This window comes from Stenotrophomonas sp. I18B00994 (assembly GCF_014145825.1).
GTDB lineage: Bacteria > Pseudomonadota > Gammaproteobacteria > Xanthomonadales > Xanthomonadaceae > Stenotrophomonas > Stenotrophomonas maltophilia.
The window spans coordinates 61,066-86,558 of sequence record NZ_JACIUW010000009.1 but is presented as its reverse complement, the minus strand read 5'-3'; the positions used below and the strand labels follow the sequence as shown (position 1 = coordinate 86,558).

The window sequence follows — 25,493 nt, the reverse complement described above, 5'->3', positions numbered from 1 at the left end:
GCAGGGCGGGTCGCGCGCGCTCGGCCGTTGGACTGGCCGGGCGAGGAGGCGACAGGCCGCCTCTCCAGACCGCTAACGCAGCTGCGGGGAGATCTCCCCCAGTCATCGCGCTCGGCTGACCCTGCAGGCGCCGGGGCGCAGCGCTTGCGCCGCGCGGGTTACCATGTATGCATCACCTGCTGGAGCCTTCCCCCATGAGCGCTGAAATCCTTGTCCCCGTGTCCTTCGGCGAGCTGCTGGACAAGATCTCGATCCTGCAGATCAAGTCCGAGCGCATCAGCGACGAGGGCAAGCTGGCCAACGTGCGCAGGGAGCTGTCGGCGCTGGAGCAGACCTGGATGGCGCACCCGGCGGCGGTGAAGGACATCGCCAAGCTGCGTGCCGAGCTGAAGGCGGTCAACGAGCAGCTGTGGGACATCGAGGACGACATCCGCCTGAAGGAAAAGGCGCAGGCGTTCGACCAGGGCTTCGTCGACCTGGCGCGCAGCGTCTACCTGCGCAACGACGAGCGTGCGCGCATCAAGAAGGCGATCAACCTGGCGCTGGGCTCGGCGTACGTGGAAGAAAAGTCCTACCAGGATTACGCGCCGCGCGCGTAATCCCGGCGGCCAAAAGAGGGAGGTCCACGCCACGCGTGGATGAAACCGCTGGGCGCAGGCCAACGTTCGGCCGGCCAATCACCCCAGATGATCGGCCACGTAACGCTCGAAAGCCGCAATGCCGTCTTCGACAGTGATCAGTTCCATCACATCGTCGAACTCGATCTTGGTGCCCCATTTCAGATCGGCAGCCTGCTTGGCCAGGTACTTGCGTGCGGCGTCGTCGTAGCGGTCCACGCAGTAGCGGCGGTCCGAGTACGGTCCGCTGCGGTTCGGGTTGCTGGCCGCATGCAGGCCCAGCACCTTGGCGCCCATCGCGTTGGCGATGTGCATCGGGCCCGAGTCCGGAGTCATCACCAGGTTGGCACGGGCAAGCAGGGCAGGCAGCTGCTTCAAGGTGTCCTTCCCGACCAGGTCCAGCGCCGGCGTGAGCAGTTGTGCCTGGATGGCATCGGCCATGCTGCGCTCCAGTTCGCTGCGGCCACCGCACAGCACCACCTGCCAACCACGCTGCGCGGCGTGGTTGGCCACGGCTGCATAGCGGTCTGCATACCAGTTGCGGCGCACGTGGCTGGAACAGGGCGAGATCATCAGCACCGGGCGCCCATCGTCCTGCCATTGCGCGGCGGCCCAGTCATATGCGGACTGGGGCACGGCCAGGTCCCAGCTGACCTCGGTCTGGCGCAGGCCCAGCGGCTCGCAGAAGCTGCCGATGGCATCCAGCACATGGACGCCGGGGCGGTCGGGAATGCGCTCGTTGATGAAGAGCCCGTGCAGGTCCTTGGAACGGCTGCGGTCGTAGCCGATGCGTCGCTCGGCGGGAATGAACGCCGACAGCAGGTTGGCGCGGAACGCCACCTGCATCTGCAGCAGCGCTTCAAAACGCCCCGGTGGCAGCTGTTTGCGCAGCTCCTTGACCCCTGCCATGCCGCTCTTCTTGTCGTAGGCGTGGAAGGTGACGCCGGGCAGGCCATCGAGCAGTTTGTGGCCGACCTTGTCGATGATCCAGTGGATCGGCGTGTCCGGACGCGCAGCCTGCAGGGTGCGCACCAGGGGCACCACGTGGGTGACATCGCCGAGTGCGGACAGGCGCAGGAGGCACAAGGAGGAGGACGCTGATGCCATGTGTTGTTAGACTCAATGAAATGGTCGCATTCGACGCCAATGAAGCGCTGACGCCATGCCGCGAGGGTCGCGGCATCGGGGCCATTCTGTTCGACCGCGAGCGGCTGCGGCAAGCCGAGGTTGGCCTGTTCTCGCCCCAGCACTGGGGCAGCAAGGCCCGGCCGGTCGGCGAGGGCGGCCGCGGCAGCGCCTGGTTCATCGATGCGCCGTTCGGCGCCAGCGTGCTGCGCCACTACCTGCGCGGCGGCCTGGCAGCGAAGATCAGCGATGACCAGTACCTCTGGCGCGGGTCGGACCGGACCCGGAGCTTTGCCGAATTCCGCCTGATGCGCGCCCTGCGCGAGAAGAAGCTGCCGGTGCCCCGGCCGATCGCCGCGTACTACATGCGCGAAGGCCTGCGCTACCGGGCGGCAATCCTGATGGAGCGGATCGAGGGCGTGCGCTCGCTGGCCGACCGTGCGCTGGTCGCCGGACGGGGCGCGCCCTGGGAAGAGACCGGGCGGCTGATCGCCCGCTTCCACCGTGCCGGCCTGGACCATGCCGACCTCAACGCGCACAACATCCTGTTCGATGGCAACGGCCATGGCTGGCTGATCGACTTCGACCGCGGGGTGATCCGCATTCCGGCCACCGCCTGGCGCGAACGCAACCTCAAGCGCCTGCTGCGCTCGCTGATCAAGCTGCGCGGCGAGCGCAGCGTGGAGGACGTGCAGAAGGACTACGCGCGGCTGAGGCGCGCCTATGACATGGCCTGGAACCGGGGCACCTGATGGGCTGGTCGTTGCGTTTCCTCGGCGTCGGCAACGCGTCGGCGGTCGAGCTGGGGTCGCCGATGTCGGTGATCGAGCGGGACGGGCGGCCATGGCTGACGATCGACTGCGGCGGCGAAGGCCTGACCGCGTTCAAGGCGCACTACGGGCACATGCCGCAGGCACTGTTCGTCACCCATGTACACCTGGATCACGTGGCCGGTTTCGAGCGGCTGTTCGTCGATACCTTCTTCAGCACGCAGCGCCGCGGCAAGGTGCGCCTGTATGTGCCTGCCACCGTGGTGCCGCTGCTGCACAAGCGCATCGGTGACTACCCGAACGTGCTGGCCGAGGGCGGTGCCAACTTCTGGGATGCGTTCCAGTTGATCGTGGTGGGCGAGGCGTTCTGGCACGAGGGCGTGCGCCTGGAAGTATTCCCGGTACGCCACCACTGGCCGGAAACGGCGTACGGCCTGCGCCTGCAGGGCGCGCTGACCTGGAGTGGTGATACCCGGCCGATTCCGGAGATGCTGGCCCGCTTCGCCAATGACAACGAACTGATCGCCCACGACTGCGGCCTGCACGGTAATCCGTCGCATACCGGCGTGGACGACTTGGAACGTGAGTACAGCGCGGAACTGCAGGCCCGGATGATGCTGTACCACTACGCCAGCGTGGCCGATGGTGCGGCGCTGGCCGCGCGCGGGCACCGTGTCGCACAGCCGGGGCAGTGCGTGCCGCTGGCCAGCCCGACCGCGCCGCACGTGCTGGCGCAGGACCCGCCGTGACGGACGTGGCCCAGCCTGCGGATGCAGCGCTGGCCGCCGAACTGGAACATCTGGAACGCGCACTGCACACCCCGCAGGTGCGGGGTGTCCGTGCGCGTCTTGCGGCGCTGCTGGATGAGGATTTCAGCGAGATCGGCAGTTCCGGCCGCTGTTACGGCCGTGAAGCGGCGTTGGCGGAGATTCCGCTGGAGCGGGTGCAGGTGCAGATCGAATCGGAGCAGTACGCGGTCTCGCTGCTGACGCAGGACCTGGCGCAGGTGCGTTATCGCAGCCGCTATCACCTCGATGGCCAGCCGCAGGGCTGGGTACTGCGCAGCTCGCTGTGGCGCCGGCACGCGCAGGGGGGCGGGTGGTATTCCACCAGGGAACGCCGCAGGCACGGTAGCGCTGGGCCATGCCGGGCGAAGCATGTGAAGCCGGGGTCAGATCCCTTTGCCATGCAAAGGGATCTGACCCCAGTGCAGAAAAGGCGATGGCCCCGCCGGCTGACCTCGGCGCCCGCGTCGATCGATACCGTTGCTGCCTTCCGGCCCTGGCGGGGTTTTCGACCTAGCGTCGCGAGGGGCCGACGGGGCCACCATAGAGACGTCGGCCGCCCGGAGGGCAGCCAGTTCACGGACCAGGGGAAGCAGCGCGCGATGCGCCAGAGACCACAGCCGGACTGCGCATCGGCTGGCCGATGGCAGACGCGTAGTCTAGCGCAGGCAGGTGCATCGACGCCAGCTTCACGCGCTGAATCCGCTGTAACCCGTTCCCGCCCATGGCGGCCCGGGCCACCCGCCGTTGCTAGAATGCCGGCCAGGAGGAACGGCCTCCCCCACATCGGGAATCAAAGACCAGGACGGCCTGGCCCTACCAAGAGGAGGGCCGTCATGGCCTGGATCTATCTGTTGTTCGCCGGCCTGCTGGAAATCGTCTGGGCCGTGTCCATGAAGCAGTCCGAAGGCTTCACCAAGCTCACCCCCACCGTGGTCACGATCGTTGGCATGATCGCCAGCTTCTGGCTGCTGGCCGTGGCCATGCGCAGCCTGCCGCTGGGCACCGCCTACACGATCTGGACCGGCATCGGCGCGGTCGGCGCATTCGTGGTCGGCATCGTGTTCCTGGGCGAGCAGGTCAGCCCGATGCGGATCGGCGCGGCGGTGCTGATCGTTTCCGGCCTGGTGCTGATGAAACTCTCGAGCAGCTGAATGTATTTACTTATGGCGGGGAAAGGAATCTCCGCTTCCAGTAGATATATGCATTTTCGGCAAAACCATTTTGTCCGCCCATTTTATTTGACGTACGTCATGAAAATGGCGAGCGTGATTCACATGCCGCTGGCACCGACGGTCGCACAGTGCCGCCATTCGTCGGGCGAAACCGGGGAGTTTTCGCCTTGACGGACACGCTGTCGTACCTGTCACCGGGTGCGACGGCGTGAAGATGTGAAGATTTTCAGGAGTTAATGCCTTCAAACCTTGTTTCCGTATCGGGAACCGGGGTGGGCCGCATTGTCTCCAAAAAAACCTGCCAGCTGTGCCATCCGGTCTTTTCATGGAGATTTACCGATGAACCGCATTTACCGTCTGGTTTTCAATCGTGCCCTTGGGGTAATGCAGGTTGCTTCGGAGGTCGCCCGGAATCCCGGCGGAAGCGCGGTCAGCGCAGGGCGGGTGCCGCGATTGCGGGCGCACCAGCTGGCGGTGGCTTTGGCCGCAACACTGGCCAGCGGGTCGGCGTTTGCGGCCTGCACTACCGCAGGTACGACGGTGACCTGCGCCACCGGCTCCAATACCAATTCGCTGACCAACAGCATCAACGGCGTGACGCTGAATATCCAGACCGGCGCCGCGCTCAGCGTGCCGCCTATCGTTGGCGGAAGTGCAGTGAATTTGAGTGGTAACGGCATAACCGTGAACAACCAGGGCACGGTCGATCCCACCATCAACGGTGGCCTGAGCCTGGCAGCGTCGGGCATGGTGCTGGGCAACAATACCGTCGGTGGAAACACCATCAGCGTCAACAATCAGGCAGGCGGGGCGATCAAAGGCCTGGTCAACATCGGCTCCATCCTCGGTTTCGGCGGACAGGCGCTGGTGGTGCAGAACGCTTCCGGCGGTGTCAGCAACATCGTCAATGCCGGTAATGTGGACATGTCGATCTTTGGTGCAGGCCTGTTGACCACGGCCGATGCGGCATCGATCGTAAGCTACGGTGGTGCGCAGACCACTCTCAACAACACCGGCACCATTACCGGCCGCATAGGGTTCCAGGGTTCGGCCACGGCGGGGGCCGGCAATACCTTCCTCAACGCGGGAACCATCAACGGCAGTGTGAACCTGGGCAGTTCGGTCGCCGGCAACACCTTCACCGCCGTGTCTGGTTCCAGCGTCAATACCGCCGGTATCGGCGTGGCCGGGCAGGTCGGCGCGCTTGCGGTGAATCTGGCCGCGGCCGGCATCGTCGACGGTGGCTCGGCGTCCAACAACAGCCTGGTGCTGCAGAACAGCGCCACCGGCCCGGGCAGCGGTACCGGCGGAGCGGTAACCACGCTGGGCTGGAACCAGTACATCAACTTCCAGAGGCTCACCGTCAACAGCGGTACCTGGAACCTGCAGGGTGCGTGGGCGGGTGCGGGCACGACAACGCTCAACGATGGTCTGGTCAATTTCAATAATGCCGGTTCCTTCGGCACAGGGCTGTTCACCGCCAACGGCGGTGCCATTGCCGCCTCCACGGCCGGTCTGAACCTGACCAACGCCTTCAACCTTGGCGGCAACCTTTCCCTCGGCGGGACCAATGCGTTCAGCCTGGGTGGCGTGCTGTCCGGTACTGGCGGGCTGACGGTCAACAACACCGGCATCGTCACGCTCGGCGGCGCAAACCTGTTCTCCGGCGGCGTCAACCTCAACGCCGGCGGCCTGCTGCTGGGCAATGCGGGCGCGCTGGGCAGCGGCAACCTGACCGTGGGTGGCAGCGCTTCACTGGATACGACGTCGGGCTTCACCCTGGGCAACAATCTGGTGATCAATGGCGGGGGCTCGCTGAACCTGCTGGGCAGCAATGCGTTGTCATTGAACGGTTCGATCTCCGGTGCCGGCGACCTGACCAAGAACGGCGCCGGCACTCTCACCTTGAACGGTGCCAATGCGCTGACCGGCAGTTTCAACCTGGCCGGAGGCGCGTTGGCGCTCGGCGCGGGCGGCAGCCTGTCACCCACGGGTGCGATGACGCTGGGCGTTGGCACCACGCTGGACCTGACGGCAGCGGCCAACCAGACCATCGGCTCGTTGGCCGGCCTCGGCGGCACGGTCAATCTGGGCAGCCACACTCTGACCTTGGGCGGGCTGGGCGACACCAGTTACAGCGGCACGTTCGGCGCCGGCACGGGTGGCCTGATCAAGCAGGGCATCGGTGTGCAGACCCTGTCCGGCGTAAACAACCTCAGCGGCGGTGTTGCGCTCAACGCCGGCGGCTTGTTGCTGGGCAACGTGGCAGCGTTGGGCAGCGGCACGCTGTCCGTCGGCGGCAATGCCACGCTGGATGGCACGACCGGGTTGGCGTTGACCAATGCCGTCAACCTCGGTGCCGGGGCCAGCCTGAATCTGCTGGGCAACCAGGCGCTCACCTTCAACGGCGTGATCGGTGGCGCTGGCGGCCTGATCAAGAATGGCGCGGCAACCCTGACGCTCAACGGCGTCAATACGTTCGGCGGCGGTCTGGCGCTCAACGCCGGCAGTCTGGTGCTGGGCAATGGCGGTGCACTGGGAGCCGGCGCATTGAACGTCGGCGGCGCGGTATCGCTCGACGCCAGCACCGGGCTCACCGTGGGCAATGGCATCACACTGGGCGCCGGCGGTTCGCTCAATGTGCTGGGCTCGAACGCGCTGACGCTGGGGGGGGGCATTGGCGGGACCGGCAGCCTGGTCAAGAACGGCGCTGCCACGCTGACGCTGGGTGGTGCGAACACCTTCACCGGCGGCCTGGCGATCAATGCCGGCAAGGTCGCGGTGGGCAGCGGCGGCAGCCTGGCTGCCGGCGGTGCGGTCAGCCTGGCCGGCATGGGCGCTGACCTGGACATCTCGCTGGGTGGCAACCAGACCATCGGTGCACTGTCCGGCATCGCCGGCAGCACGGTGACGTTGGGCAGCAGCACGCTCACCTTCGGTGATGCCACCAACCAGACCTTCGCCGGCGTGATCGGCGGCACCGGTGGCCTGGTCAAGCAGGGCAGTGGCGTGCAGACGCTGACCGGCGCCAACACCTTCAGTGGTGGGTCGAATCTTGCGGCCGGCGGCCTGGTGCTGGGCAACGCCGGCGCGCTGGGAAGCGGTGCGCTGACGGTCAGTGGCAACGGTTCGCTGGACACCACTGCAGCACTCAACCTGGGCAATGCGATCAACCTTGGCGCGGCATTGACCCTGCCGGGCAGCCAGAACCTGACCCTGGCCGGCAACATCACCGGCACCGGCAGCCTGGTCAAGAACGGTGCGTCGACGTTGACCTTGAACGGCACCAACACCTTCAGTGGTGGACTGAGCGCAAACGCCGGCAGTCTGCTGCTGGGCAACAGTGGCGCACTCGGCACCGGGACGCTGGGCATTGGCGGCAGCGTCTCGCTCGATGGCGGCGTCCCGCTGAACCTGCTCAACAATGTGTCCCTGGGCGCGGGTGCCGCGCTGTCGCTGCCGGGCTCGCAGGCGATCACGCTGGGTGGCGTGGTGTCCGGTGCCGGCAGGCTGGTGAAGAATGGTGCCACCACCTTGACCCTCAACGGCGCCAACAGCTTCGGTGGTGGGCTCACCGTCAACGGCGGCGGCGTGCTGCTGGGCAATGCCGGCGCACTGGGTACCGGTGCGCTGTCGGTGGGCGCCAATGCCACGCTGGACAGTTCGCTAGCGCTGAACCTCGCCAACAACCTCAACCTCGGCGCCGGCGCGGCGCTGGATCTGCTGGGTAGCCAGAACGTGTCGCTGGGCGGTCTCATCAGTGGTACTGGCAGCCTGGTCAAGAACGGTACGGCGACGCTGGCGTTGAACGGCGCCAATACGTTCAGCGGGGGCGTCGGCCTCAACGCGGGTCTGCTGCAGCTGGGCAATGCGCAGGCGCTGGGTACCGGCCAGCTGGACGTGGGCGGCAACGCTTCGCTGGAGGCCACAACGGCGCTGGCGCTGGGCAACAACATCGGTCTCGCTGCCGGTGCCAACCTTTCCGTGCTGGGCAGCAATGACCTGACGCTGGCCGGTCCGGTATTCGGTGCCGGTGGGCTGATCAAGGACGGCACGGCGCGGTTGACGTTGTCGGGCGCCAATACCTACAACGGCGGCACCACCATCAACGCCGGCACGCTGGCGCTGGGCGCAGGCGGCAGTCTCGCCGCAGCCGGTACGGTGAATCTCGCCGTTGCGGGCGCGACACTGGACATCTCCGCCGCCGGTGCGGCACAGACTATCGGCGCGTTGAATGGCGTGGCGGGCAGCCAGCTGGCGCTGGGCGCGCAGTCGCTGACCTTTGGCGGTGCCAGCAATGGCAGCTTTGCCGGTGTGATCGGTGGTACCGGTGGCTTGGTCAAGACCGGCACGGGCGTGCAGACGCTGTCCGGTGCAAACACGTTCAGTGGTGGCCTTGCGCTCAACGCGGGCGGGTTGGTGCTGGGCGATGCAGGTGCGCTTGGTACCGGTGCACTGGGTATTGGCGGCACCACCACGCTGGACAGCACGGTGGCATTGAATCTGGCCAACGCGGTGAACTTCGGTGCCGGCACCCAGCTCGCCCTGGGCGGAACCAGTGACGTTGCATTCGGAGGCGTGCTGAGCGGCAACGGCAGCCTGGTCAAGAATGGTGCGGGCCTGCTGACCCTCAACAACACCAATACCTTCGGTGGCGGCCTGACCTTGAACGGTGGTGGCCTGGTGGTCGGCGCGAATGGTGCGCTCGGTACCGGTGCGCTGGCGGTCAATGCCAGCACCACGCTGGATGCGGGCACTGCACTGACACTCGGCAATGCGGTCACGCTGGGCTCGGGCGTCGCACTCACGCTGCCCGGCAGCAATGCGCTGACGCTGTCCGGCGTGGTCGGCGGCAATGGCAGCCTGATCAAGAATGGCGGCACCACGCTGACGCTGTCCGGTGCCAACACCTACACCGGCGGTACCACCATCAACGCCGGCACGCTCGCGTTGGGTACGGGTGGCAGTCTCGCCGCAGTCGGTGATGTCACGCTGGGCGCAGGCGCTGGCTTCGATATCTCCGGCGCCGGCAGCAACCAGACCATCGGTGCACTCAACGGAGCGGGGGGAAGCACGCTGACGCTGGGCGGCAATTCGCTCACCTTCGGTACGGCCGGCAACGCCGCGTTCGATGGCGTGATCAGCGGCGGTGGTGGCCTGGTCAAGGTGGGCGCGGGCGTACAGACCTTGTCCGGCGCCAATACCTTCGGTGGTGGCGTGACGCTCAATGCAGGCGGACTGGTGCTCGGCAATGACGCAGCGCTGGGCACGGGCGCATTGACCGTCGGTGGTGCTGCCACGCTGGATACCACCGGCCTGGCAACGCTGGCCAACAACATTGCGCTCAATGCCGGGCTGACCGTGCTCGGGACCCAGGCACTCACACTCAACGGCGTCCTTTCCGGGGCCGGCAGCCTGACCAAGAATGGCAGCGCGACGCTGACCTTGAATGGCGCCAACACCTATACCGGCGGTACCACCATCAATGCGGGCACGCTGGCGCTGGGCGCCGGTGCCAGCCTGGCCGCGAGCGGTACCGTCAATCTTGCCACCGGCGCCACGCTGGACCTGTCGGCCGGCAGCGGCACGCAGCAGTTCGGCACGCTGGTTGGCAACGGTACGGTGAATCTCGGCGCCAACTCGATCGAGGTCGGCGGTGCCACCGATGGCACCTTCAGCGGCTCGATCGCAGGCACCGGTGGCCTGACCAAGGTCGGTGCCGGCATCGAGACGCTGACCGGTGCCAACACCTACACCGGCGGCACGTTCATCAACGCCGGTACCCTGGCGATCGGCCCCGGCGGCAGTCTGGCCGCGACCGGTGCGGTGACGCTCACTGCGGCAGGCACAGGCTTCGATATCTCCGCCGCTGGCGCCAACCAGACCATCGGGGCGTTGAACGGCGTGGCGGGCTCGACGGTGAGCCTGGGGGCGCAGACGCTGACCCTGGGCGGCGTTGGCAACAGCATCTTCGATGGCGCGATCTCCGGCACCGGCGGCTTGGTCAAGAACGGCGCCGGCAGCCTCACGCTGGGCGGCGCCAACCTGTTCAGCGGTGGCGTCGCGCTCAATGGCGGCGCATTGGTGGTCGGCAACAACGCTGCGCTCGGCAGCGGTGCGCTGACGGTCGGAAGCAACGCGACGCTGGATGCATCGACCGGCGTCAGCCTGGCCAACAACATCGGGCTTGCCGGCGGCGCCAGCCTCGATCTGCTTGGCAGCCAGGCGCTGACCCTGGGCGGCGTGATCTCCGGCACGGGCGGGCTGATCAAGGACGGTGCGGCCACGGTGACCCTGAGCGGCGCCAACACCTACACCGGTGGCACCACCATCAACAGCGGCACGCTGGCGATCGGCGCTGGTGGCAGCCTCGCCGCGGCCGGCGCAGTGAACCTGGCCGGTGCCGGCACGTTCGACATTTCGGCGGGCAACCAGGCCATCGGTTCGCTGGCCGGCGTCGCCGGCAGTACGGTGGCGCTGGGCGGCAGCACGCTGACCCTGGGCGGCACCGTGGACAGCACCTTCAGCGGTGCGATCAGTGGCAACGGCGGCCTGGTCAAGAACGGCGCAGGCGTGCAGACGCTCAACGGTGCCAGCACCTTCAGCGGTGGCGTCACGCTCAACGCCGGTGGCCTGGTGGTCGGCAACAATGCTGCGTTGGGCACCGGTGCGGTGACGGTCGGAGGCGCTGCGACGCTCGATTCGAACACGGCGGTCACCCTCGCCAACGACTTCACCCTCAACAACGCGTTGACCGTCCTCGGCAGCAACAACCTCACCCTCAACGGCATCCTCAGTGGTACCGGCTCACTGACCAAGGAGGGAGCCGCGACGCTGACCTTGAATGGTGCCAACACCTATACCGGCGGTACTTTCATCAACGCCGGCACTCTGGCACTGGGTGCTGGCGCCAGCCTGGCCTCCACAGGCACCGTCAACCTGGCCACGGGGGCGACCTTCGATCTGTCAGCAGGCAGCGGCACGCAGCAGTTCGGTACCCTGATCGGCAGCGGTACAGTGAATCTGGGCGCCAACACGCTGACGATCGGAGGCCCTGTCAATGGCACCTTCAGTGGTTCGGTGGCCGGCTCCGGTGGCCTGATCAAGGAAGGTGCGGGCACCCAGACGTTGACCGGCACCAACACCTTCACCGGTGGCACCACCATCAACGCCGGCACGCTGGCGATCGGTGCCGGCGGCAGCCTCGCGGCGACTGGTGCGGTGAACCTGGCCAATGCCGGTACCGCCTTTGACATCAGCGCAGGTGGTGCGCAGGCGATCGGTTCGCTGGCAGGCGTGGCGGGTTCGACAGTGGCGCTGGGCGGCAACACGCTGACCCTCAATGGCGTGGGCAATACCACGTTCGCCGGCACCATCGGAGGAGCCGGTGGCCTGGTAAAGAACGGTGCTGGCATCCAGGGCTTGACGGGCGTAAACGTCTTCACGGGCGGCGTGACCCTCAATGCCGGTGGCCTGCTGCTGGGCAACGGCGGTTCGCTGGGCATCGGCGCGCTGACCGTAGGCGGCAACGTCAGCCTGGATGGCACCAGTGCGCTGACGCTGGCCAACACCGTGCAGCTGGCCAGCGGCACGCTGACTCTGGCCGGCAGCAACGCGCTGACCTTGAACGGACCGATCAGCGGTGCCGGTGGCTTGCTGAAGGATGGCGCGGCGACGGTCACCCTGGGCGGTGCCAGCAGCTATACCGGCACCACCACCATCAACAGCGGCACGCTGGCGGTAGCAGCCGGCGGCAGCCTGTCCGGTGCCAGCACGGTGAACCTGGCCGGCACCGGTACGCTGGACATCAGTGCCGGTGGCAACCAGAGCATCGGTGGCCTGGCCGGCGTGGCCGGCAGCACGGTGGCGCTGGGAGGCGCAACGCTGACTACCGGCGGCAACAACGCCAGCACCGTGTTCGCTGGCGTCCTCAGTGGCACCGGCGGCCTGGTGCAGGGAGGTACCGGTACGCTGACCCTGAGCGGCGACAACACCTATACCGGCGGTACCACCATCAACGGTGGCAGCACCCTGCAGATCGGCAACGGTGGCAGCACCGGTTCGGTGCTGGGCGACATCACCAACAATGGCAGCCTGGTCTACAACCTCGGCACCACGGCAACCGTGGGCGGTGTGGTCAGCGGCAGTGGCAGCCTGACCCAGGCCGGCAGCGGTACGCTGGTGCTGACCGGCAACAACACCTACACCGGCGGTACCACCATCAATGCCGGTGGCACATTGCAGGTCGGCAACGGCGGTGCAACCGGCGCGATCGTCGGTGACATCACCAACAACGGTGCGCTGGTATCCAACGTGGCCGGCAACACCACGCTCGGTGGCACCATCAGCGGTAGTGGCGGCCTGACCCAGGCCGGCAGCGGCGTGCTGGTGCTGACCGGCAACAACACCTATACCGGCGGCACCACCGTCAATGCCGGTGGCACCCTGCAGGTGGGCAATGGCGGTGCGACCGGTGCGATCACCGGCAACGTTGCCAACAACGGCAGCCTGGTATTCAACGTGGGCGGCAACACCACGGTCGGTGGCGCCATCAGCGGCAGCGGTGGCCTGACCCAGGCCGGCAGCGGCGTGCTGACCCTGGTCGGCAACAACACCTATACCGGTGGCACCACGATCAATGCCGGCGGTACGCTGCAGGTCGGCAACGGCGGGGTAACCGGCGCCATCGCTGGAGACATCACCAACAATGGCGCGTTGATCTCCAGCGTGGCCGGCAACACGCAGCTGGGCGGCACCATCAGCGGTACGGGTGGCCTGACCCAGGCGGGCAGTGGGTCGCTGGTGCTGACCGGCACCAACACCTACACCGGGGGTACCACCATCAACGCCGGCGGCACGCTGCAGCTGGGCAATGGCGGCGCGACCGGCTCGATCATTGGCGATGTCACCAACAACGGCACGCTGCTGTCCAACGTGGCCGGCAACACCACGCTGGGCGGCACCATCAGCGGCAGCGGCGGCCTGACCCAGGCCGGCAGCGGCACTCTGACCGTGACCGGCAACAACACCTACACCGGGCCGACCACGATCAATGCAGGCGGCACGCTGCAGGTCGGCAACGGCGGTGCGACCGGCGCGATCGGTGGCAACGTCACCAACAACGGCAACCTGGTGTTCAACGTGGCCGGCAATACCACGGTCGGTGGCGCCATCAGCGGCAGCGGTGGCCTGACCCAGGCCGGCAGCGGCACGTTGATCCTGGGCGGCAACAACACCTATACCGGTGGCACCACCATCAACACCGGCGGCACGTTGCAAGTCGGCAATGGCGGCGCCAGCGGCGCGATCGCCGGCAACGTCAGCAACAACGGCAGCCTGGTGTTCAACGTGGGCGGCAACACCACCGTCGGAGGCACCATCAGCGGCAGTGGTGGCCTGACCCAGGCCGGCACCGGAACGGTCACCCTGACCGGCAACAACACCTACACCGGCGGCACCACCATCAATGCCGGCGGCACCGTGCAGGTCGGCAATGGCGGCGCCAGCGGCTCGATCACCGGCAACATCACCAACAACGGTGGCCTGGTCATCAACACCAGCGGCACCACCACGCTGGGCGGCACCATCAGCGGTGGTGGCAGCATCGTGCAGGCAGGCCCGGGCGGCCTGAACCTGGGCGGCAACAGCGGCGGCTTCAGCGGCACCGGCCAGGTCACCGGCGGTGGCCTGAATGTCACCGGCAACATCGGTGGCCAGTGGACCATCGGCAGCGGTACCACGCTCTCCGGTACCGGGACCATCGGTGGCACGGGTGGCGGCGTGACGGTGTCCAGCGGCGGCATGCTGTCGCCGGGCAATGGCCCGGGCAACGGCAGTGGTGCAGGCAATGGCACCGGCACGATCACGGTGGGCGGCAACCTGACGTTGTCGCCGGGCAGCACGCTGGGCGTCGATCTGGGTGCCAGCGGCAGCGACACGGTGCAGGTGGGCGGCAGCGCCAACGTGGGTGGCAGCATCGTCAAGGTGAATACCATCTCGCCGAGCACCAGCTACCAGCAGGGCCAGCAGTACACCGTGATCAACGCGGGTGGTGGCGTCAGCGGGCAGTTCGCTTCGGCAACCTCGCCGTCGGCCTTCCTGACCATCACCCCGGTCTATACCGCGAACACGGCCAACCTGCAGATCGACGTGGCGCAGACCGCGGCATTCACCACGGCGGCGAAGACGCGCAACCAGTACAACACCGCTGCAGCGCTGGACAGCCTGCCGCAGAGTGGTCCGGCACTGGGCCTGTACAACACGCTGCTGATGTATGACGCGGGTACCGCGCGTGCGGCGTTCGACCAGTTGTCCGGCGAGGTACATGCGGCCAGCCGTGCGGTGCTGCTGTACGACAACTACCTGGAAGAGGGCATCCGCCAGCGTCTCGGCAGCGAACTGCCGACCGTGCGTGGCGAGCGTGCCTCGGCCTGGCTGGCCGGCAGCGGCAAGGTGTTCCGCCAGGACGGTGACGGCAACGGCGACGACATCCGCTCCAACCGCAATGCACTGATGGCGGGCGTGGACTGGCAGCTGGGCGAACACGTGGTGCTGGGTGCGGCCGCAGGCAACGAGCGGCTGGATACGCGCCTGTACGATCGCAGCTCGCGGGCCCGCCTGCGCGGCAACACGTTCGGCCTGTATGCGCAGGGCCAGTGGAACAACGGTTTTGCGGTCGGTGGCAGCGTATCGCGCGGTGACTACCGCACGCGTACCACGCGTGAGGTGCCGCTGCTGGGCCAGACCCTGTACAGCCGCCAGGACTCGGATGTGACCATCGCGCAGGTGGAGGGCAGCTGGACCTGGACCCATGGCGGGACCCAACTGCAGCCGTATGTGCAGTTCACCAGGCACTGGGTCGACAGTGATCGTGCGGTGGAGCAGGGCGGCACGGCTGCGCTGGTGCTGGAAGGCGGCAAGGACACGCTCAATGTCAGCACCGTGGGCGTGCGCGGCCGTTGGGATGTGGGCAGCGGCGAGCGCTTCCCGGCGCAGCTGACGGTTGGCCTGGGCTGGCAGCATGCATCGGGTGATACCGATGTGGCCAGCCGCAACCGCTTCGCGGTGGGGGGCAATGCCTTCGACGTCTACAGCGCGGTGATGGCACGCAATGCGCTGGTCAGTCAGGTGGGCGTGGCGGTGGGCCTCGGCCGCAACAGCCAGCTGTCGATGTTCGTGCAGGGCCAGCACGGCGATGGCCGCCGCGACGTGGGCGGGCAGATCAACCTGCGCGTGGGCTTCTGAGGAGAGTCGGGCGACGTTGGATCCACGCCTGCGTGGATCCAGGGCGGTGCGGAGGGCTAGACCCTCCGCTCCATCTCCACGGCATCGATCCCGGCGCCGTGGCCATTGGAAACGATCCGCGTCACCTGGAAGCCCAGGCCAGCATAGAAGCCCTGGGTGTGCTGGCTGGTACTGAGCGTGATGCGCTTGATCGAGGGATCCGCTTCGGCCTGGCGCAGGCGTGCCAGCGCCAGTTCCCGGCCCAGTCCATGCCGGTGCAGCGCGCGCTGTACCATGCCCCAGCAGAAACCGGCACTGCCGTCGCCGCGTCGCGACAGGCCGCCGCACGCCACGATGCTGCCATCTCGCTCGATGACCTGGAATGCACAGTCCATGGCCTGTTCTTGCAGGAAGCGCTCAAAGTCGCTGCGCTCTTCGGGCGCGAAGTAGGTGGGCACGTTGCTGTCGAAAATCGACAGGCAGGCGCTGGCATCGGCGGGGCGGTAGAGGCGGAGGTTCATGGAAAATGCCTTGGCGTTGCCCGGGCGCATTTCAACCGTCCAGACGTTGTCCTTCTCAAGTGGGTATCGCACGACGAGGCCGCAGGAGCCGCCGAAGTGTTCCAAGGTGCGTGGAGCGGAGTCGATCTTCTCACGGATGATTTCGCCCAACTCGAATGACTGTGCGGAACACAGGCGCCTGTACCAGGCGGGTGCGTCAGTGGCGAGGCGCATGCGGCCGCGATGGAGCGGGGCGCGGCGGCTTCTGGGCTATGCTTTCGACACGTGGGACTGACCGCGCGGCAGGATCCGCCGGCCCCATTCGTCTTCCTGCCTGCAACGGAGCTGCCGAGCGATGCCCGACCCTTCTCTTTCCCGGACCGCCCAGGTCATGCGCAGTCTGCTGTTTGGCGCGGTGGGGCTGTTGATCCTTGCCGTGGCCGCCTTCGAAGTGACGCATCGCCTTGAGTTCCTGCAGATCGCGCAGGCCGTCGATGGCCAGGTTGAGCGCCTGAACGCGGGCGGATCGCATCCGCAGATTGCGTTCACCACCGCGACCGGCCAACGCGTCTCTTACCCGCAGGGCGGCATGATCTTCGGCTATGAGCCTGGACAGCGGGTACGCGTGCTGTACGATCCGGCGCAACCGCGCGTGGAGCCGGTCCTGGATACGTTCGGTGCGCTGTGGGGAATGACGGTCGTGTGGATGCTGCTGGGGCTGGCGTTCGTCGGCGTCTGCGTGCGGGGACTGCTCCGGCGCAGGTGACTCGCAGCAGATCGCGCGCTGTCGGCGGGCGGACCGTTGGACCTGCCCCAGGCGGCAGGGCCTGTTCAGTCCGGTAGTACCTAGCGCGCTTCCCGCCAGCCAAATAAAAAAGCCGCCCAGTGGGCGGCTTCTTCATTTATCTGGCGGAGAGAGGGGGATTGTCGGGTGCATCCCTGCACCCGATCCCGATGCGCGTTGCGCCCCGGGACCAGCCTGCGGCTGTCCGGTTCTGCTCCTGCAGAACCGTCGAACCCCGTCGGGGCTTCTCATCCCATCCGCCAGCCAAATAAAAAAGCCGCCCAGTGGGCGGCTTCTTCATTTATCTGGCGGAGAGAGGGGGATTCGAACCCCCGAAGCGCGGTTTAGACGCTTACACACTTTCCAGGCGTGCTCCTTCAACCACTCGGACACCTCTCCGGATCCCTGCCATCGGCAAACGCCTCAGCAGGGGCGCAGATTCTAGCGGGCTGCGCGGCACTTCACAAGCACCCCGGCCAGGAACCCGCGAAAGATGTGCCGGAGGCGAGGGGGCTGGACAGGCATGGCACAATGGAACATCCGATGGAAAACGGTGGCCTGATGTCCTATCTCGTCCTTGCCCGCAAGTGGCGTCCAAAGCGTTTTGCCGAGCTGGTGGGCCAGGAACACGTGGTCCGTGCGCTCAGCAACGCACTGGACAGCGGCCGGGTCCACCATGCGTTCCTGTTCACCGGCACCCGCGGCGTGGGCAAGACCACCATCGCGCGCATCTTCGCCAAGTCGCTGAACTGCGAACAGGGCACCAGTGCCGATCCCTGCGGCCAGTGTGCAGCCTGCCTGGATATCGACGCCGGCCGCTACATCGACCTGCTGGAAATCGACGCCGCGTCCAACACCGGCGTGGACGACGTGCGCGAGGTGATCGAGAACGCGCAGTACATGCCTTCGCGTGGCAAGTACAAGGTCTACCTGATCGACGAAGTGCACATGCTGTCCAAGGCGGCGTTCAATGCGCTGCTGAAGACGCTGGAAGAGCCGCCGGAGCACGTGAAGTTCCTGCTGGCCACCACCGATCCGCAGAAGCTGCCGGTCACCGTGCTCAGCCGCTGCCTGCAGTTCAACCTCAAGCGCCTGGACGAGGACCAGATCCAGGGCCAGATGACCCGCATCCTGGCGGCCGAGGAGATCGAGGCCGACGGCAGTGCCATCGTGCAGCTGGCCAAGGCCGCTGATGGCAGCCTGCGGGATGGCCTGTCGCTGCTGGACCAGGCGATTGCCTATGCCGGCGGCGCGCTGCGCGAGGACGTGGTGCGTACCATGCTGGGCACGGTCGACCGCACCCAGGTGGCGGCGATGCTCGATGCGCTGGCTGACGGCGATGGCCCGCGCCTGCTGCAGGTGGTGGCCGCGCTGGCCGAATTCTCGCCGGACTGGAGTGGCGTGCTGGAAGCGCTGGCCGAAGGCCTGCACCGCATCCAGGTGCAGCAGCTGGTACCGGGTGCGGCCGTTGCCGAAGGCCTGGACGCCGCCGCATTCGCCGAGCGCCTGCGCCCGGAAGTGGTGCAGCTCTGGTACCAGATGGCCTTGAACGGCCGTCGTGACCTGCCGATGGCGCCGAGCCCGCGCGCGGGCTTCGAGATGGCCGTGCTGCGCATGCTGGCGTTCCGCCCGGCCGCGGCGGTCCCGCCGGTGCCGAAGTCGGTGGAGGGGGCAGGCAATGCGCCGGGTGGCAATGCTGCTGGTGGTGGCACCGGTGCGGGTACCCACGAAGCGACGCCGGCGACTGCCGCCGCTTCGGCAAGCCCGGCCGTGGTGGCGCAGGTGGCCGCTCCGGTGCAGGCCGCGCCGCGCGAACCTGAACCCGAACCTGAGCCGGCCCCGCAACCCGAACCGGACCCGACGCCGGAGCCCGAGCCGGTTCCGGTGGAAGAGCCGGTGTCACCGCCGCCGGTGAAGGCCGAAGCAGCGGCGCCGCCGTCCGTTGAAACAGAAGTGGGCGACGACCTGCCGCCGTGGGCAACCGACGAAGCCGAGGCACGTGACGAGGCGCTGGCGGCCGAGATGGCTGGGCCGGAAGCTGCCATGGTGGCGCCCTGGCATGAGCCGCCGGCTCCCGTCGCGGCTCCCAGCGAGCCTGCACCGCCCGAGCGCCCGTTCCGCACTGAAGGCATTGCCATCGCGCCGGTCGAGCCGGCGCCAGTGCAGGAGAATGCGCCGCTGGAAGGGGTGAGCGACCTGGCCAGCGCCGAGGACTGGCTGGATCTGGTCGCCAACAGTGGCCTGAGCGGCCCGTCGCGGCAGCTGGCCGCCAACGCTGCCTTCATCAGTTGCCAGCACGGGACCTTGAAACTGGGCCTTTCGCCCGGATTTGAATACCTGCGCTCGGAGCGCGCGCTGGCCGCCCTGGGCGAGATGCTGGAGAAGGCCCTCGGCCAGGCGCCGAAGATCGTGGTCGAGACCGTGGAAACCGAACACGTTCCGGCCGAGACTCTGCACCAGCGTGCCGACCGCCAGCGTAGTGAGCGGCAGCAGGTGGCAGAGGCCGTTTTCATGGACGACCCGGAAGTGCAGGTGCTGATCCAACAGCACGGTGCCCGGGTTGTTTCCGATTCCATCCGTTCTTTTGACGAGTAAGACACCATGCGCGGAAACATCGCCCAACTGATGCAGCAGGCCCAGAAAATGCAGGAAAACCTGCAGAAGGCCCAGGAAGAAATCGCCAAGATCGAAGTGACCGGCAGCGCCGGCGGCGGCATGGTCAGCGTGACCCTGACCGGTGCCAAGGAATGCCGCAAGGTGCGCATCGACCCGTCGCTGACCAGCGACCCGGAGATGCTGGAAGACCTGATCGCCGCCGCCTTCAATGATGCCTCGAACAAGATCGATGCCGAGTCGAAGTCGAAGATGGGGTCGGCCACCGCCGGCATGCAGCTGCCGCCGGGCATGAAGCTGCCGTTCTGATTTCCCAGGGGGCGCCTGCCGCTGCAGGTGCCCGCTCCAACCCTCGGTCGAGCATGGCTCGACTCTACAGACAGCTGTCGAGCGTGCTCGACGCCATGAAAGCATGCCGCCGTGTCCGCACCCCTGCTTGAACAATTGATCGACGCATTGCGGGTGCTGCCTGGCGTCGGCCAGAAGACTGCACAGCGCATGGCCTATCACCTGCTCGAGCGCGAGCGCGAAGGTGGCCAGCGTCTGGCCGAGACACTGGCATTGGCGGTGGAGCGAATCGGCCACTGCGTGCAGTGCCGCGATTTCAGCGAAACCGAGCTGTGCCCGACCTGTGCCAACGGCAGCCGCGAGCGCAGCCAGCTGTGCGTGGTCGAATCGCCGGCCGACCGCCTGGCCATCGAGAACGCCACCGGCTTCCGCGGTGTCTACTTCGTGCTGCAGGGGCGGCTGTCGCCGCTCGATGGCATCGGCCCGCGCGAGCTGGGCCTGGAGCAATTGGAGCGACGGTTGGCCGAAGGCGAGGTGCAGGAGCTGATCATCGCCACCAGCGCCACTGTCGAGGGCGAGGCCACCGCGCATTACCTGGCGCAGCTGGCGCGCGCACGCAAGGTGCAGCCGAGCCGTTTGGCGCAGGGCCTGCCACTTGGCGGTGAACTCGAATACGTCGATCGCGGCACGCTCTCGCACGCGTTCGGAACGCGCAGCGAATTCCGCGATTGAATGCCGGCCGGGCATCCCCCGGCGCGGCCGTCCTACAATGCGGATGACATCCCCGCCGAGGCCGACCATGAGCAACGAAACCCTCTTCAGCAAGATCATCCGTCGCGAGATCCCGGCCACCATCGTCTACGAGGATGACGAGGTGCTGGGCTTCAAGGACATCGCACCGCAGGCGCCGGTGCACGTGCTGTTCATTCCGAAGAACGAGATCATTCCGACCCTGGATGACCTGCAGCCGTCGCAGGCGCACCTGATCGGCAAGCTGGCGCTGGCTGCCGCCGAGTATGCGCGCCGCGAGGGCTTCGCACAGGACGGTTACCGTATCGTGATGAACTGCCGCGAGCATGCCGGGCAGACCGTGTTCCATATCCACATGCACCTGCTGGCCGGTGCGCCGCTGGGGCATTTCGGTGCGCCTGGGCGTTGAAGCCCCTGTCCACGCCATGCGCGGATGAAAAAGGCCGCCCGAGGGCGGCCTTTTCCGTCATGCCTGTGCGGTGACGATCACCACCAGCCCCAGCGACCATAGCCGCCCCAGTACGGACCATACGGGCCCGGGCCCCACGGGCCATAGGGGTAGGGCACCACGTCGACCTGGCGCTGTTCCGGCCACAGGTAGATCACATCGGCCGACAGCTTGGGCAGGCGGTAGTCGTACTCGCCGATGCGGGTGTTCTGGTAGCCGTCGATCTTGCCGATGAAAGTCACGTCACGACCGGCTTCGAACACGGCCGGGTCGTAGAAGCCGGCACGGCAGGCGATGAAACGACCGTCGCTGGCGTCGGACGAGGTGGTGTTCGGGCGGCCACTGCCATTGAGCGGGCGCGAGATGATCTGGAAGCAGGTCTCGCCCTGGCCGGGCTTGGTTTCGATGATGCGGCCGCCCCAACGGACCGGCGTGCCGACCTGCTGGGTAGCGACCGAGTCGCGCGGGGAGACCAGGCTGAACTGTCCCTGCAGCGGCTTGGGGGCCGTGGCGCAGGCCGACAGGGCCAGCGTGGCCACAGCGGTGAGAAGGAACTTGGTGTTCATGGGGAGGCTCCGGAAGTCGGGCGATGCCTGCGCAGGTCCCGCAATAATGAAGCGAGGTCGGTGCAAGTTCCAGCGTAGCGCGCGTCGGCGAAACGCTGGCTGAGTGCGAGCAGGGCCGGGTCAGGGCGCTGCCGGTGCACCCGCTGGGCCCAGTCCTGTGCGGTTTCGTGCGGTTCACGGGCCAGGCCGAGGCGGGCGTAGCGCCGTCCGAGCCGGTGCCAGGCGCGCAGCAGCGGGTCGCGTTCGCGCTCGCCACGGGCCAGCAGCCAGGCCATCCACGCCAAGGCCAGCATCGTTGCCACCACGAAGCCAGCGACAAGTTGCGTGGGGCCCAGATCATCCAGCCCGAACGGCGTGAGCAGTTGCTGCTGGCGGCGTGCATCGAATGACAGCACCAGGTCGTTCCAGCCGCGGCGCAGCCAGTCGCCCATCTGCCCCAGCTGCTGCCAGCGTTGCTGCAGTGGCGTGTCCGTACCGGCCTGCAGGCGGTCGTCCAGTGTGTCCAGGATGCGTTCCGGTGCCACGGCTGCGGTCGGGTCAACCCGTACCCAGCCGCGCTGCGGCAGCCATACCTCGGCCCAGGCATGGGCGTCCATCCGCCGCACGATCCAGTAGTCGCCAAGGCGGTTGTAGGTGCCGCCGGCAAAGCCGGTCACCACCCGTGCCGGGACGCCGGCGTTGCGCATCAACACCACGAAGGCCGAGCTGAAGTGTTCACAGAAGCCGGCCTTGTAGCCGAACAGGAACTCGTCGATCGGGTCGCGCCCTGCCGCAGGGGTGTCCAGCGTGTACGAGAAGTCGGTGGTGATCCACTGCAGCGCGCGGCGCACGAGGGCCTCGTCATCGCTGCCAGCCTGCTGCCGCCATTGCTGCGCCAACGTGGCGGTGCGCGGGTTGAAGCCACTGGGCAACTGCAGCGCGGCCCGTCGCAGATAGGGTGACAGCGTGCTGTCGAAGCGTTGTGGTGGCGCCGAATGCAACCGCCAGCGGCTCAGCGACGCCAGTGACCGCTCGCTGCTCAGGCTCATGTCCGCATCCAGCGTGCTGCCTGCAGGCGCGCGGCTGGGCAGGTCCAGTGCCACCAGCTGGCGCCGGTCGGTGGGTTCGTAGTCGATCTGGTAGTCCCAGCCCTGCGTGCCGGCCTCGACCACGGCCGCCGGCCGTCGCTCGCTGGCGCGGTCACGTGTCCAGCGCCGGCCATCGAAGGCGGTCAGTACCGGTCCTCGCCAGTAGCGTTGCATCGGCTCGGGTACCGCGCCGAAGAACTGCACGCGCAGCGCCGGGCTGTCGTCGGCCATCAGGTCCAGCCACTGGCCGGGCTCCATGCTGTCGGACAACCCCGGCGTACCCACGGCGCGCTCGGGAACACCCCACAGTGGCGTGGCCAGGCGCGGGAACAGCCAGAAGCAGGCCAATGCCAGCGGCAGGCCGATCGCCAGCAGGCGGCCAACGCCGCGCAGCTGCCCTCGCAAAGGCAGCGGCGCGGCGTGGCCTTCATCCCCGGCCAGCCGTTGCAGGGCGAGCAGCGCGCTGATCCCCGCCAGTGCGGCCAAAACCGTGGTCAGTGGTCCTTGGTCGAGCAGGAACGCCGCAAACGGGGAAAACAGCGCGAACCCGAGCAGGCTGCGGGCATCGCGCCGGCTGCGCAGTTCGCTGGACTTGATCGCCAGCATCGCTGCCAGCAGGGCGCAACCGGTATCGCGCCCAGGTCGGACCATCCCCATCTGCCAGGCGATGGCACCGAGCATGGCCAGCACCAGCAGCAGGCGCACCGGCATGGGCAGCACCCTCCGCCACGACAGGGCCGCAGTCACGAGCGCTGCGGCCGCGATCACGCCCGCCAGCAGGGGCGGCAACTGCAGCAGCAACGGCAACAGCGCCAACGCCGCGCTGGCCAGGGTCCAGTTGCGGGCATTGCGGTCGAGCGCGGGCGTGGTCTCAGTCATGCGGCATCAATGCCAGTGCACGCAGGCACAGGTGGTGGTGGCTGGCGCCCTGGCCTGGCCCGAACGGCGGGTGTGCAGGCAGCAGCAGGGTGTAGCGGCGGCCTTCGCGCTCGGCCATGTCGACCCATCGCGCCAAACGCGCGATGCGTGCTTCATGGCCCAGCGGGGACAGCGTGCGCCAATCGAGGATGACTTCGATGCCAACCGGCCTTTCGTACTCGCGCACCAGCAGGCTGTCGCGGCGTGCCGAGTGCTTCCACGAAATGCTGCGTGGCGCATCGCCCGCACGATAGGGCCGTAGCTGATGCAGTTCCTCGCCACTGGCATGGGCGCGCGTGTGCAGCGGATCGTTGCCGCTTTCCGGCAGTGCAGGGGCCAGCGCCTCGGGTTGCGGGTAGACCAGCAGCGGTTGTTCCGGCCACACCCACGACCATGCCCGTACCAGGCCCAGTGGCTGGTTGGTGGAGAGGCGGATGCGCGGGAGCTCCAGCCAGCCGCGGCGTTCGCTGGGAACGTGCAGCTCCACCTCACCGCGGCCGTGTGCAGGCAGCGAGGTCCAGGCTTCGCTGTCCCCCAGCTGCAGGTGCAGGCCGTGGCGTGCGCGCGGATCACGCAGTGACAGGTCCACGCGCAGGCGCAGTGGTTGCCCGGCAGGAACCGGCTCGGCGGAGATCGCGTCGATCTGTACGCCCGACAGCTGCAGGTGCGCGGCGATGGCGCTGGCGATCGCCGCTGCCGCCAGCAGCAGGGCCAGCAGCAACGCCGGGTTGTTGTTGTAGTTCAGTGCGCCCAGCAGCATTGCCGCCAGCAGCGCGGCGACGAACAGGCCGAAGCGGGTGGGCAGTACGTAGATGCGGTGGCGGTCCAGGCGCTGCGGCAGTGCTTCAGGCCTGCGCGGGCGTGCCAGCAGTTGCAGTCGTGCCCAGCGCGTGGCCACCCTCAATCCACCGCAACGGTCTGCAGGATGGCCCGTGCCAGTGCCGGCCCCGAGCTGGACTCGGCCTCGGCCACGAGGCGATGACCGGCCACCGCCACGAACAGGGTCTGCACGTCCTCGGGCACCACGTGGCCGCGGCCCAGCAGAAGTGCATGCGCCCTGGCCGCGCGCAGCAGCGCAAGGCCGGCACGCGGTGACAGGCCCACGCGCACGCCGGCGTGCTGGCGGCTGCGGGTCAGCAGGGCCTGCACGTAGTCGACCAGTGCATCGCTGGCATGGACCTGGCTGACAGCTTCACGCAGCGCGCGTACCTGGGTGTCATCCAGCTTCGGTACGGCACGTGCGATCAGGTCGCGGCGGTCTGTACCACGCAGCAGTTCGCGTTCGGCCTGCGCACTGGGGTAGCCCATCGCCAGGCGCAGCAGGAAACGATCCAGCTGCGAATCCGGCAGCGGGAAGGTACCGGACAGGTCCACCGGGTTCTGCGTGGCGATCACGAAGAACGGATCGGGCAGGGGATGGGTCTGCCCATCCAGGGTGACCTGCTGTTCGGCCATGGCCTCCAGCAGCGCGCTCTGCGTGCGCGGCGGCGCACGGTTGATCTCATCGGCCAGCAGCACGTGGGTGAACACCGGCCCCGGATGGAACTGGAACTGGCGGCTGCCGGCCTCGTATACCGAAACGCCCAGTACATCGGCGGGAAGCAGGTCGGAGGTGAACTGCACGCGCTGGAAACTGAGGCCCAGGCTGCTGGCCAACGCATGCGCCAGCGTGGTCTTGCCCAGGCCGGGCAGATCCTCGATCAGCAGATGGCCACCGGAAAGCAGGGCGACGAAAGCCAGCCTGACTTCCGGCACCTTGCCCAGCACCAGTGCGTTTACCTGATCCTGTGCCTCCCGCAGGGCCTGGCGCAGTTGATCGGTTAGCATGCTGGGATTGGGGGACGAGGCTGGCATGATCGTCTCA

The 25,493-nt window shown here is 67.5% G+C and carries 16 protein-coding genes, 1 tRNA gene, 1 other RNA gene and 1 pseudogene; 11 read left to right on the top strand and 8 right to left on the bottom strand.

The features are described 5' to 3' along the window. The first annotated feature begins 194 nt into the window (after window positions 1-194). Window positions 195-599, top strand: coding sequence for a DUF6165 family protein (locus H4O10_RS12005; RefSeq protein WP_049402794.1), 405 nt, complete (start codon window positions 195-197; stop codon window positions 597-599). A gap of 78 nt (window positions 600-677) precedes the next feature. Here the strand turns inward: H4O10_RS12005 and H4O10_RS12000 are convergent, their stop codons facing one another. Then, the gene (locus H4O10_RS12000) at window positions 678-1,724 is read right to left on the bottom strand and encodes a glycosyltransferase family 9 protein (RefSeq protein WP_012479274.1); all 1,047 of its coding nucleotides are present in this window, start codon (window positions 1,722-1,724) and stop codon (window positions 678-680) included. Between the two features lie 20 nt (window positions 1,725-1,744). On the opposite strand from H4O10_RS12000, the gene H4O10_RS11995 reads away from it, so the two are divergent. The 3 genes and pseudogenes from H4O10_RS11995 (at window position 1,745) to H4O10_RS11985 (ending at window position 3,646) form a co-directional block, all read left to right on the top strand. Continuing rightward, window positions 1,745-2,494, top strand: coding sequence for a 3-deoxy-D-manno-octulosonic acid kinase (locus tag H4O10_RS11995; protein WP_049432367.1), 750 nt, complete (start codon window positions 1,745-1,747; stop codon window positions 2,492-2,494). Beyond that, on the top strand, window positions 2,494-3,261 hold the full coding sequence (locus tag H4O10_RS11990; RefSeq protein ID WP_049454810.1) for an MBL fold metallo-hydrolase: 768 nt from the start codon (window positions 2,494-2,496) through the stop codon (window positions 3,259-3,261). Before H4O10_RS11995 ends, H4O10_RS11990 begins: the two co-directional genes overlap by 1 nt. Next, a pseudogene (locus tag H4O10_RS11985) lies at window positions 3,258-3,646 on the top strand (nuclear transport factor 2 family protein). Before H4O10_RS11990 ends, H4O10_RS11985 begins: the two are co-directional and overlap by 4 nt. 90 nt (window positions 3,647-3,736) lie before the next feature. On the opposite strand, the gene ffs reads toward H4O10_RS11985, so the two are convergent. Next, window positions 3,737-3,833, bottom strand: an RNA gene (gene ffs / locus H4O10_RS11980) — signal recognition particle sRNA small type. A gap of 300 nt (window positions 3,834-4,133) precedes the next feature. Between ffs and sugE the strand changes: the two genes are divergently transcribed. Further along, the gene (sugE, locus tag H4O10_RS11975) at window positions 4,134-4,451 is read left to right on the top strand and encodes a quaternary ammonium compound efflux SMR transporter SugE (protein ID WP_005408286.1); all 318 of its coding nucleotides are present in this window, start codon (window positions 4,134-4,136) and stop codon (window positions 4,449-4,451) included. Window positions 4,452-4,811: 360 nt separating this feature from the next. Further along, complete coding sequence (locus H4O10_RS11970; protein WP_088470428.1) at window positions 4,812-15,716, top strand: autotransporter-associated beta strand repeat-containing protein; 10,905 nt, start codon at window positions 4,812-4,814, stop codon at window positions 15,714-15,716. Between the two features lie 56 nt (window positions 15,717-15,772). On the opposite strand, the gene H4O10_RS11965 is transcribed toward H4O10_RS11970, so the two are convergent. Further along, window positions 15,773-16,216, bottom strand: a complete 444-nt coding sequence (locus H4O10_RS11965; RefSeq protein WP_033835198.1) for a GNAT family N-acetyltransferase — start codon at window positions 16,214-16,216, stop codon at window positions 15,773-15,775. A gap of 370 nt (window positions 16,217-16,586) precedes the next feature. Here H4O10_RS11965 and H4O10_RS11960 point away from each other — a divergent pair, with 370 nt between their 5' ends. Continuing rightward, complete coding sequence (locus H4O10_RS11960; protein WP_049402789.1) at window positions 16,587-16,961, top strand: DUF3592 domain-containing protein; 375 nt, start codon at window positions 16,587-16,589, stop codon at window positions 16,959-16,961. A gap of 324 nt (window positions 16,962-17,285) precedes the next feature. Here H4O10_RS11960 and H4O10_RS11955 read toward each other — a convergent pair. Beyond that, a tRNA-Ser gene (locus H4O10_RS11955) sits at window positions 17,286-17,378 on the bottom strand. Between the two features lie 162 nt (window positions 17,379-17,540). On the opposite strand from H4O10_RS11955, the gene dnaX reads away from it, so the two are divergent. The 4 genes from dnaX (at window position 17,541) to H4O10_RS11935 (ending at window position 21,039) form a co-directional block, all read left to right on the top strand. Continuing rightward, window positions 17,541-19,574 carry a DNA polymerase III subunit gamma/tau gene (dnaX, locus tag H4O10_RS11950; protein WP_033835199.1) on the top strand — a complete coding sequence of 678 codons (2,034 nt, stop codon included), beginning with the start codon at window positions 17,541-17,543 and terminating at the stop codon, window positions 19,572-19,574. A gap of 6 nt (window positions 19,575-19,580) precedes the next feature. Beyond that, window positions 19,581-19,901 (top strand): YbaB/EbfC family nucleoid-associated protein, encoded by a 321-nt coding sequence (locus tag H4O10_RS11945; RefSeq protein ID WP_005408298.1) that lies wholly within the window; start codon window positions 19,581-19,583, stop codon window positions 19,899-19,901. Between the two features lie 111 nt (window positions 19,902-20,012). Next, window positions 20,013-20,612, top strand: a complete 600-nt coding sequence (gene recR, locus H4O10_RS11940; RefSeq protein ID WP_005408299.1) for a recombination mediator RecR — start codon at window positions 20,013-20,015, stop codon at window positions 20,610-20,612. A gap of 67 nt (window positions 20,613-20,679) precedes the next feature. Further along, a complete protein-coding gene (locus tag H4O10_RS11935) occupies window positions 20,680-21,039 on the top strand; it encodes a histidine triad nucleotide-binding protein (protein ID WP_005408300.1) in 360 nt (119 codons plus the stop codon). A gap of 77 nt (window positions 21,040-21,116) precedes the next feature. Here the strand turns inward: H4O10_RS11935 and H4O10_RS11930 are convergent, their stop codons facing one another. The 4 genes from H4O10_RS11930 to H4O10_RS11915 are packed head-to-tail and all read right to left on the bottom strand — an operon-like array spanning window position 21,117 to window position 25,483. Next, on the bottom strand, window positions 21,117-21,644 hold the full coding sequence (locus H4O10_RS11930; RefSeq protein ID WP_005408301.1) for a Slp family lipoprotein: 528 nt from the start codon (window positions 21,642-21,644) through the stop codon (window positions 21,117-21,119). Beyond that, window positions 21,641-23,590: a DUF3488 and transglutaminase-like domain-containing protein gene (locus H4O10_RS11925; protein WP_088470429.1), complete on the bottom strand. Its 1,950-nt coding sequence runs from the start codon at window positions 23,588-23,590 to the stop codon at window positions 21,641-21,643. The genes H4O10_RS11930 and H4O10_RS11925 overlap by 4 nt, the downstream gene beginning before the upstream one ends. Beyond that, window positions 23,583-24,527, bottom strand: coding sequence for a DUF58 domain-containing protein (locus H4O10_RS11920; protein WP_033835175.1), 945 nt, complete (start codon window positions 24,525-24,527; stop codon window positions 23,583-23,585). The genes H4O10_RS11925 and H4O10_RS11920 overlap by 8 nt, the downstream gene beginning before the upstream one ends. 2 nt (window positions 24,528-24,529) lie before the next feature. Then, a complete protein-coding gene (locus tag H4O10_RS11915) occupies window positions 24,530-25,483 on the bottom strand; it encodes an AAA family ATPase (RefSeq protein WP_005408304.1) in 954 nt (317 codons plus the stop codon). Window positions 25,484-25,493 lie beyond the last annotated feature (10 nt).

What these genes read in the sequence shown, in the direction of transcription:
- H4O10_RS12005 (WP_049402794.1), top strand. Translation starts at nt 195, where the DNA reads ATGAGCGCTGAAATCCTTGTCCCCGTGTCCTTCGGCGAGCTGCTGGAC.
- H4O10_RS12000 (WP_012479274.1), bottom strand. Translation starts at nt 1,724, where the DNA reads ATGGCATCAGCGTCCTCCTCCTTGTGCCTCCTGCGCCTGTCCGCACTC.
- H4O10_RS11995 (WP_049432367.1), top strand. Translation starts at nt 1,745, where the DNA reads ATGGTCGCATTCGACGCCAATGAAGCGCTGACGCCATGCCGCGAGGGT.
- H4O10_RS11990 (WP_049454810.1), top strand. Translation starts at nt 2,494, where the DNA reads ATGGGCTGGTCGTTGCGTTTCCTCGGCGTCGGCAACGCGTCGGCGGTC.
- sugE (WP_005408286.1), top strand. Translation starts at nt 4,134, where the DNA reads ATGGCCTGGATCTATCTGTTGTTCGCCGGCCTGCTGGAAATCGTCTGG.
- H4O10_RS11970 (WP_088470428.1), top strand. Translation starts at nt 4,812, where the DNA reads ATGAACCGCATTTACCGTCTGGTTTTCAATCGTGCCCTTGGGGTAATG.
- H4O10_RS11965 (WP_033835198.1), bottom strand. Translation starts at nt 16,216, where the DNA reads ATGAACCTCCGCCTCTACCGCCCCGCCGATGCCAGCGCCTGCCTGTCG.
- H4O10_RS11960 (WP_049402789.1), top strand. Translation starts at nt 16,587, where the DNA reads ATGCGCAGTCTGCTGTTTGGCGCGGTGGGGCTGTTGATCCTTGCCGTG.
- dnaX (WP_033835199.1), top strand. Translation starts at nt 17,541, where the DNA reads ATGTCCTATCTCGTCCTTGCCCGCAAGTGGCGTCCAAAGCGTTTTGCC.
- H4O10_RS11945 (WP_005408298.1), top strand. Translation starts at nt 19,581, where the DNA reads ATGCGCGGAAACATCGCCCAACTGATGCAGCAGGCCCAGAAAATGCAG.
- H4O10_RS11935 (WP_005408300.1), top strand. Translation starts at nt 20,680, where the DNA reads ATGAGCAACGAAACCCTCTTCAGCAAGATCATCCGTCGCGAGATCCCG.
- H4O10_RS11930 (WP_005408301.1), bottom strand. Translation starts at nt 21,644, where the DNA reads ATGAACACCAAGTTCCTTCTCACCGCTGTGGCCACGCTGGCCCTGTCG.
- H4O10_RS11925 (WP_088470429.1), bottom strand. Translation starts at nt 23,590, where the DNA reads ATGACTGAGACCACGCCCGCGCTCGACCGCAATGCCCGCAACTGGACC.
- H4O10_RS11915 (WP_005408304.1), bottom strand. Translation starts at nt 25,483, where the DNA reads ATGCCAGCCTCGTCCCCCAATCCCAGCATGCTAACCGATCAACTGCGC.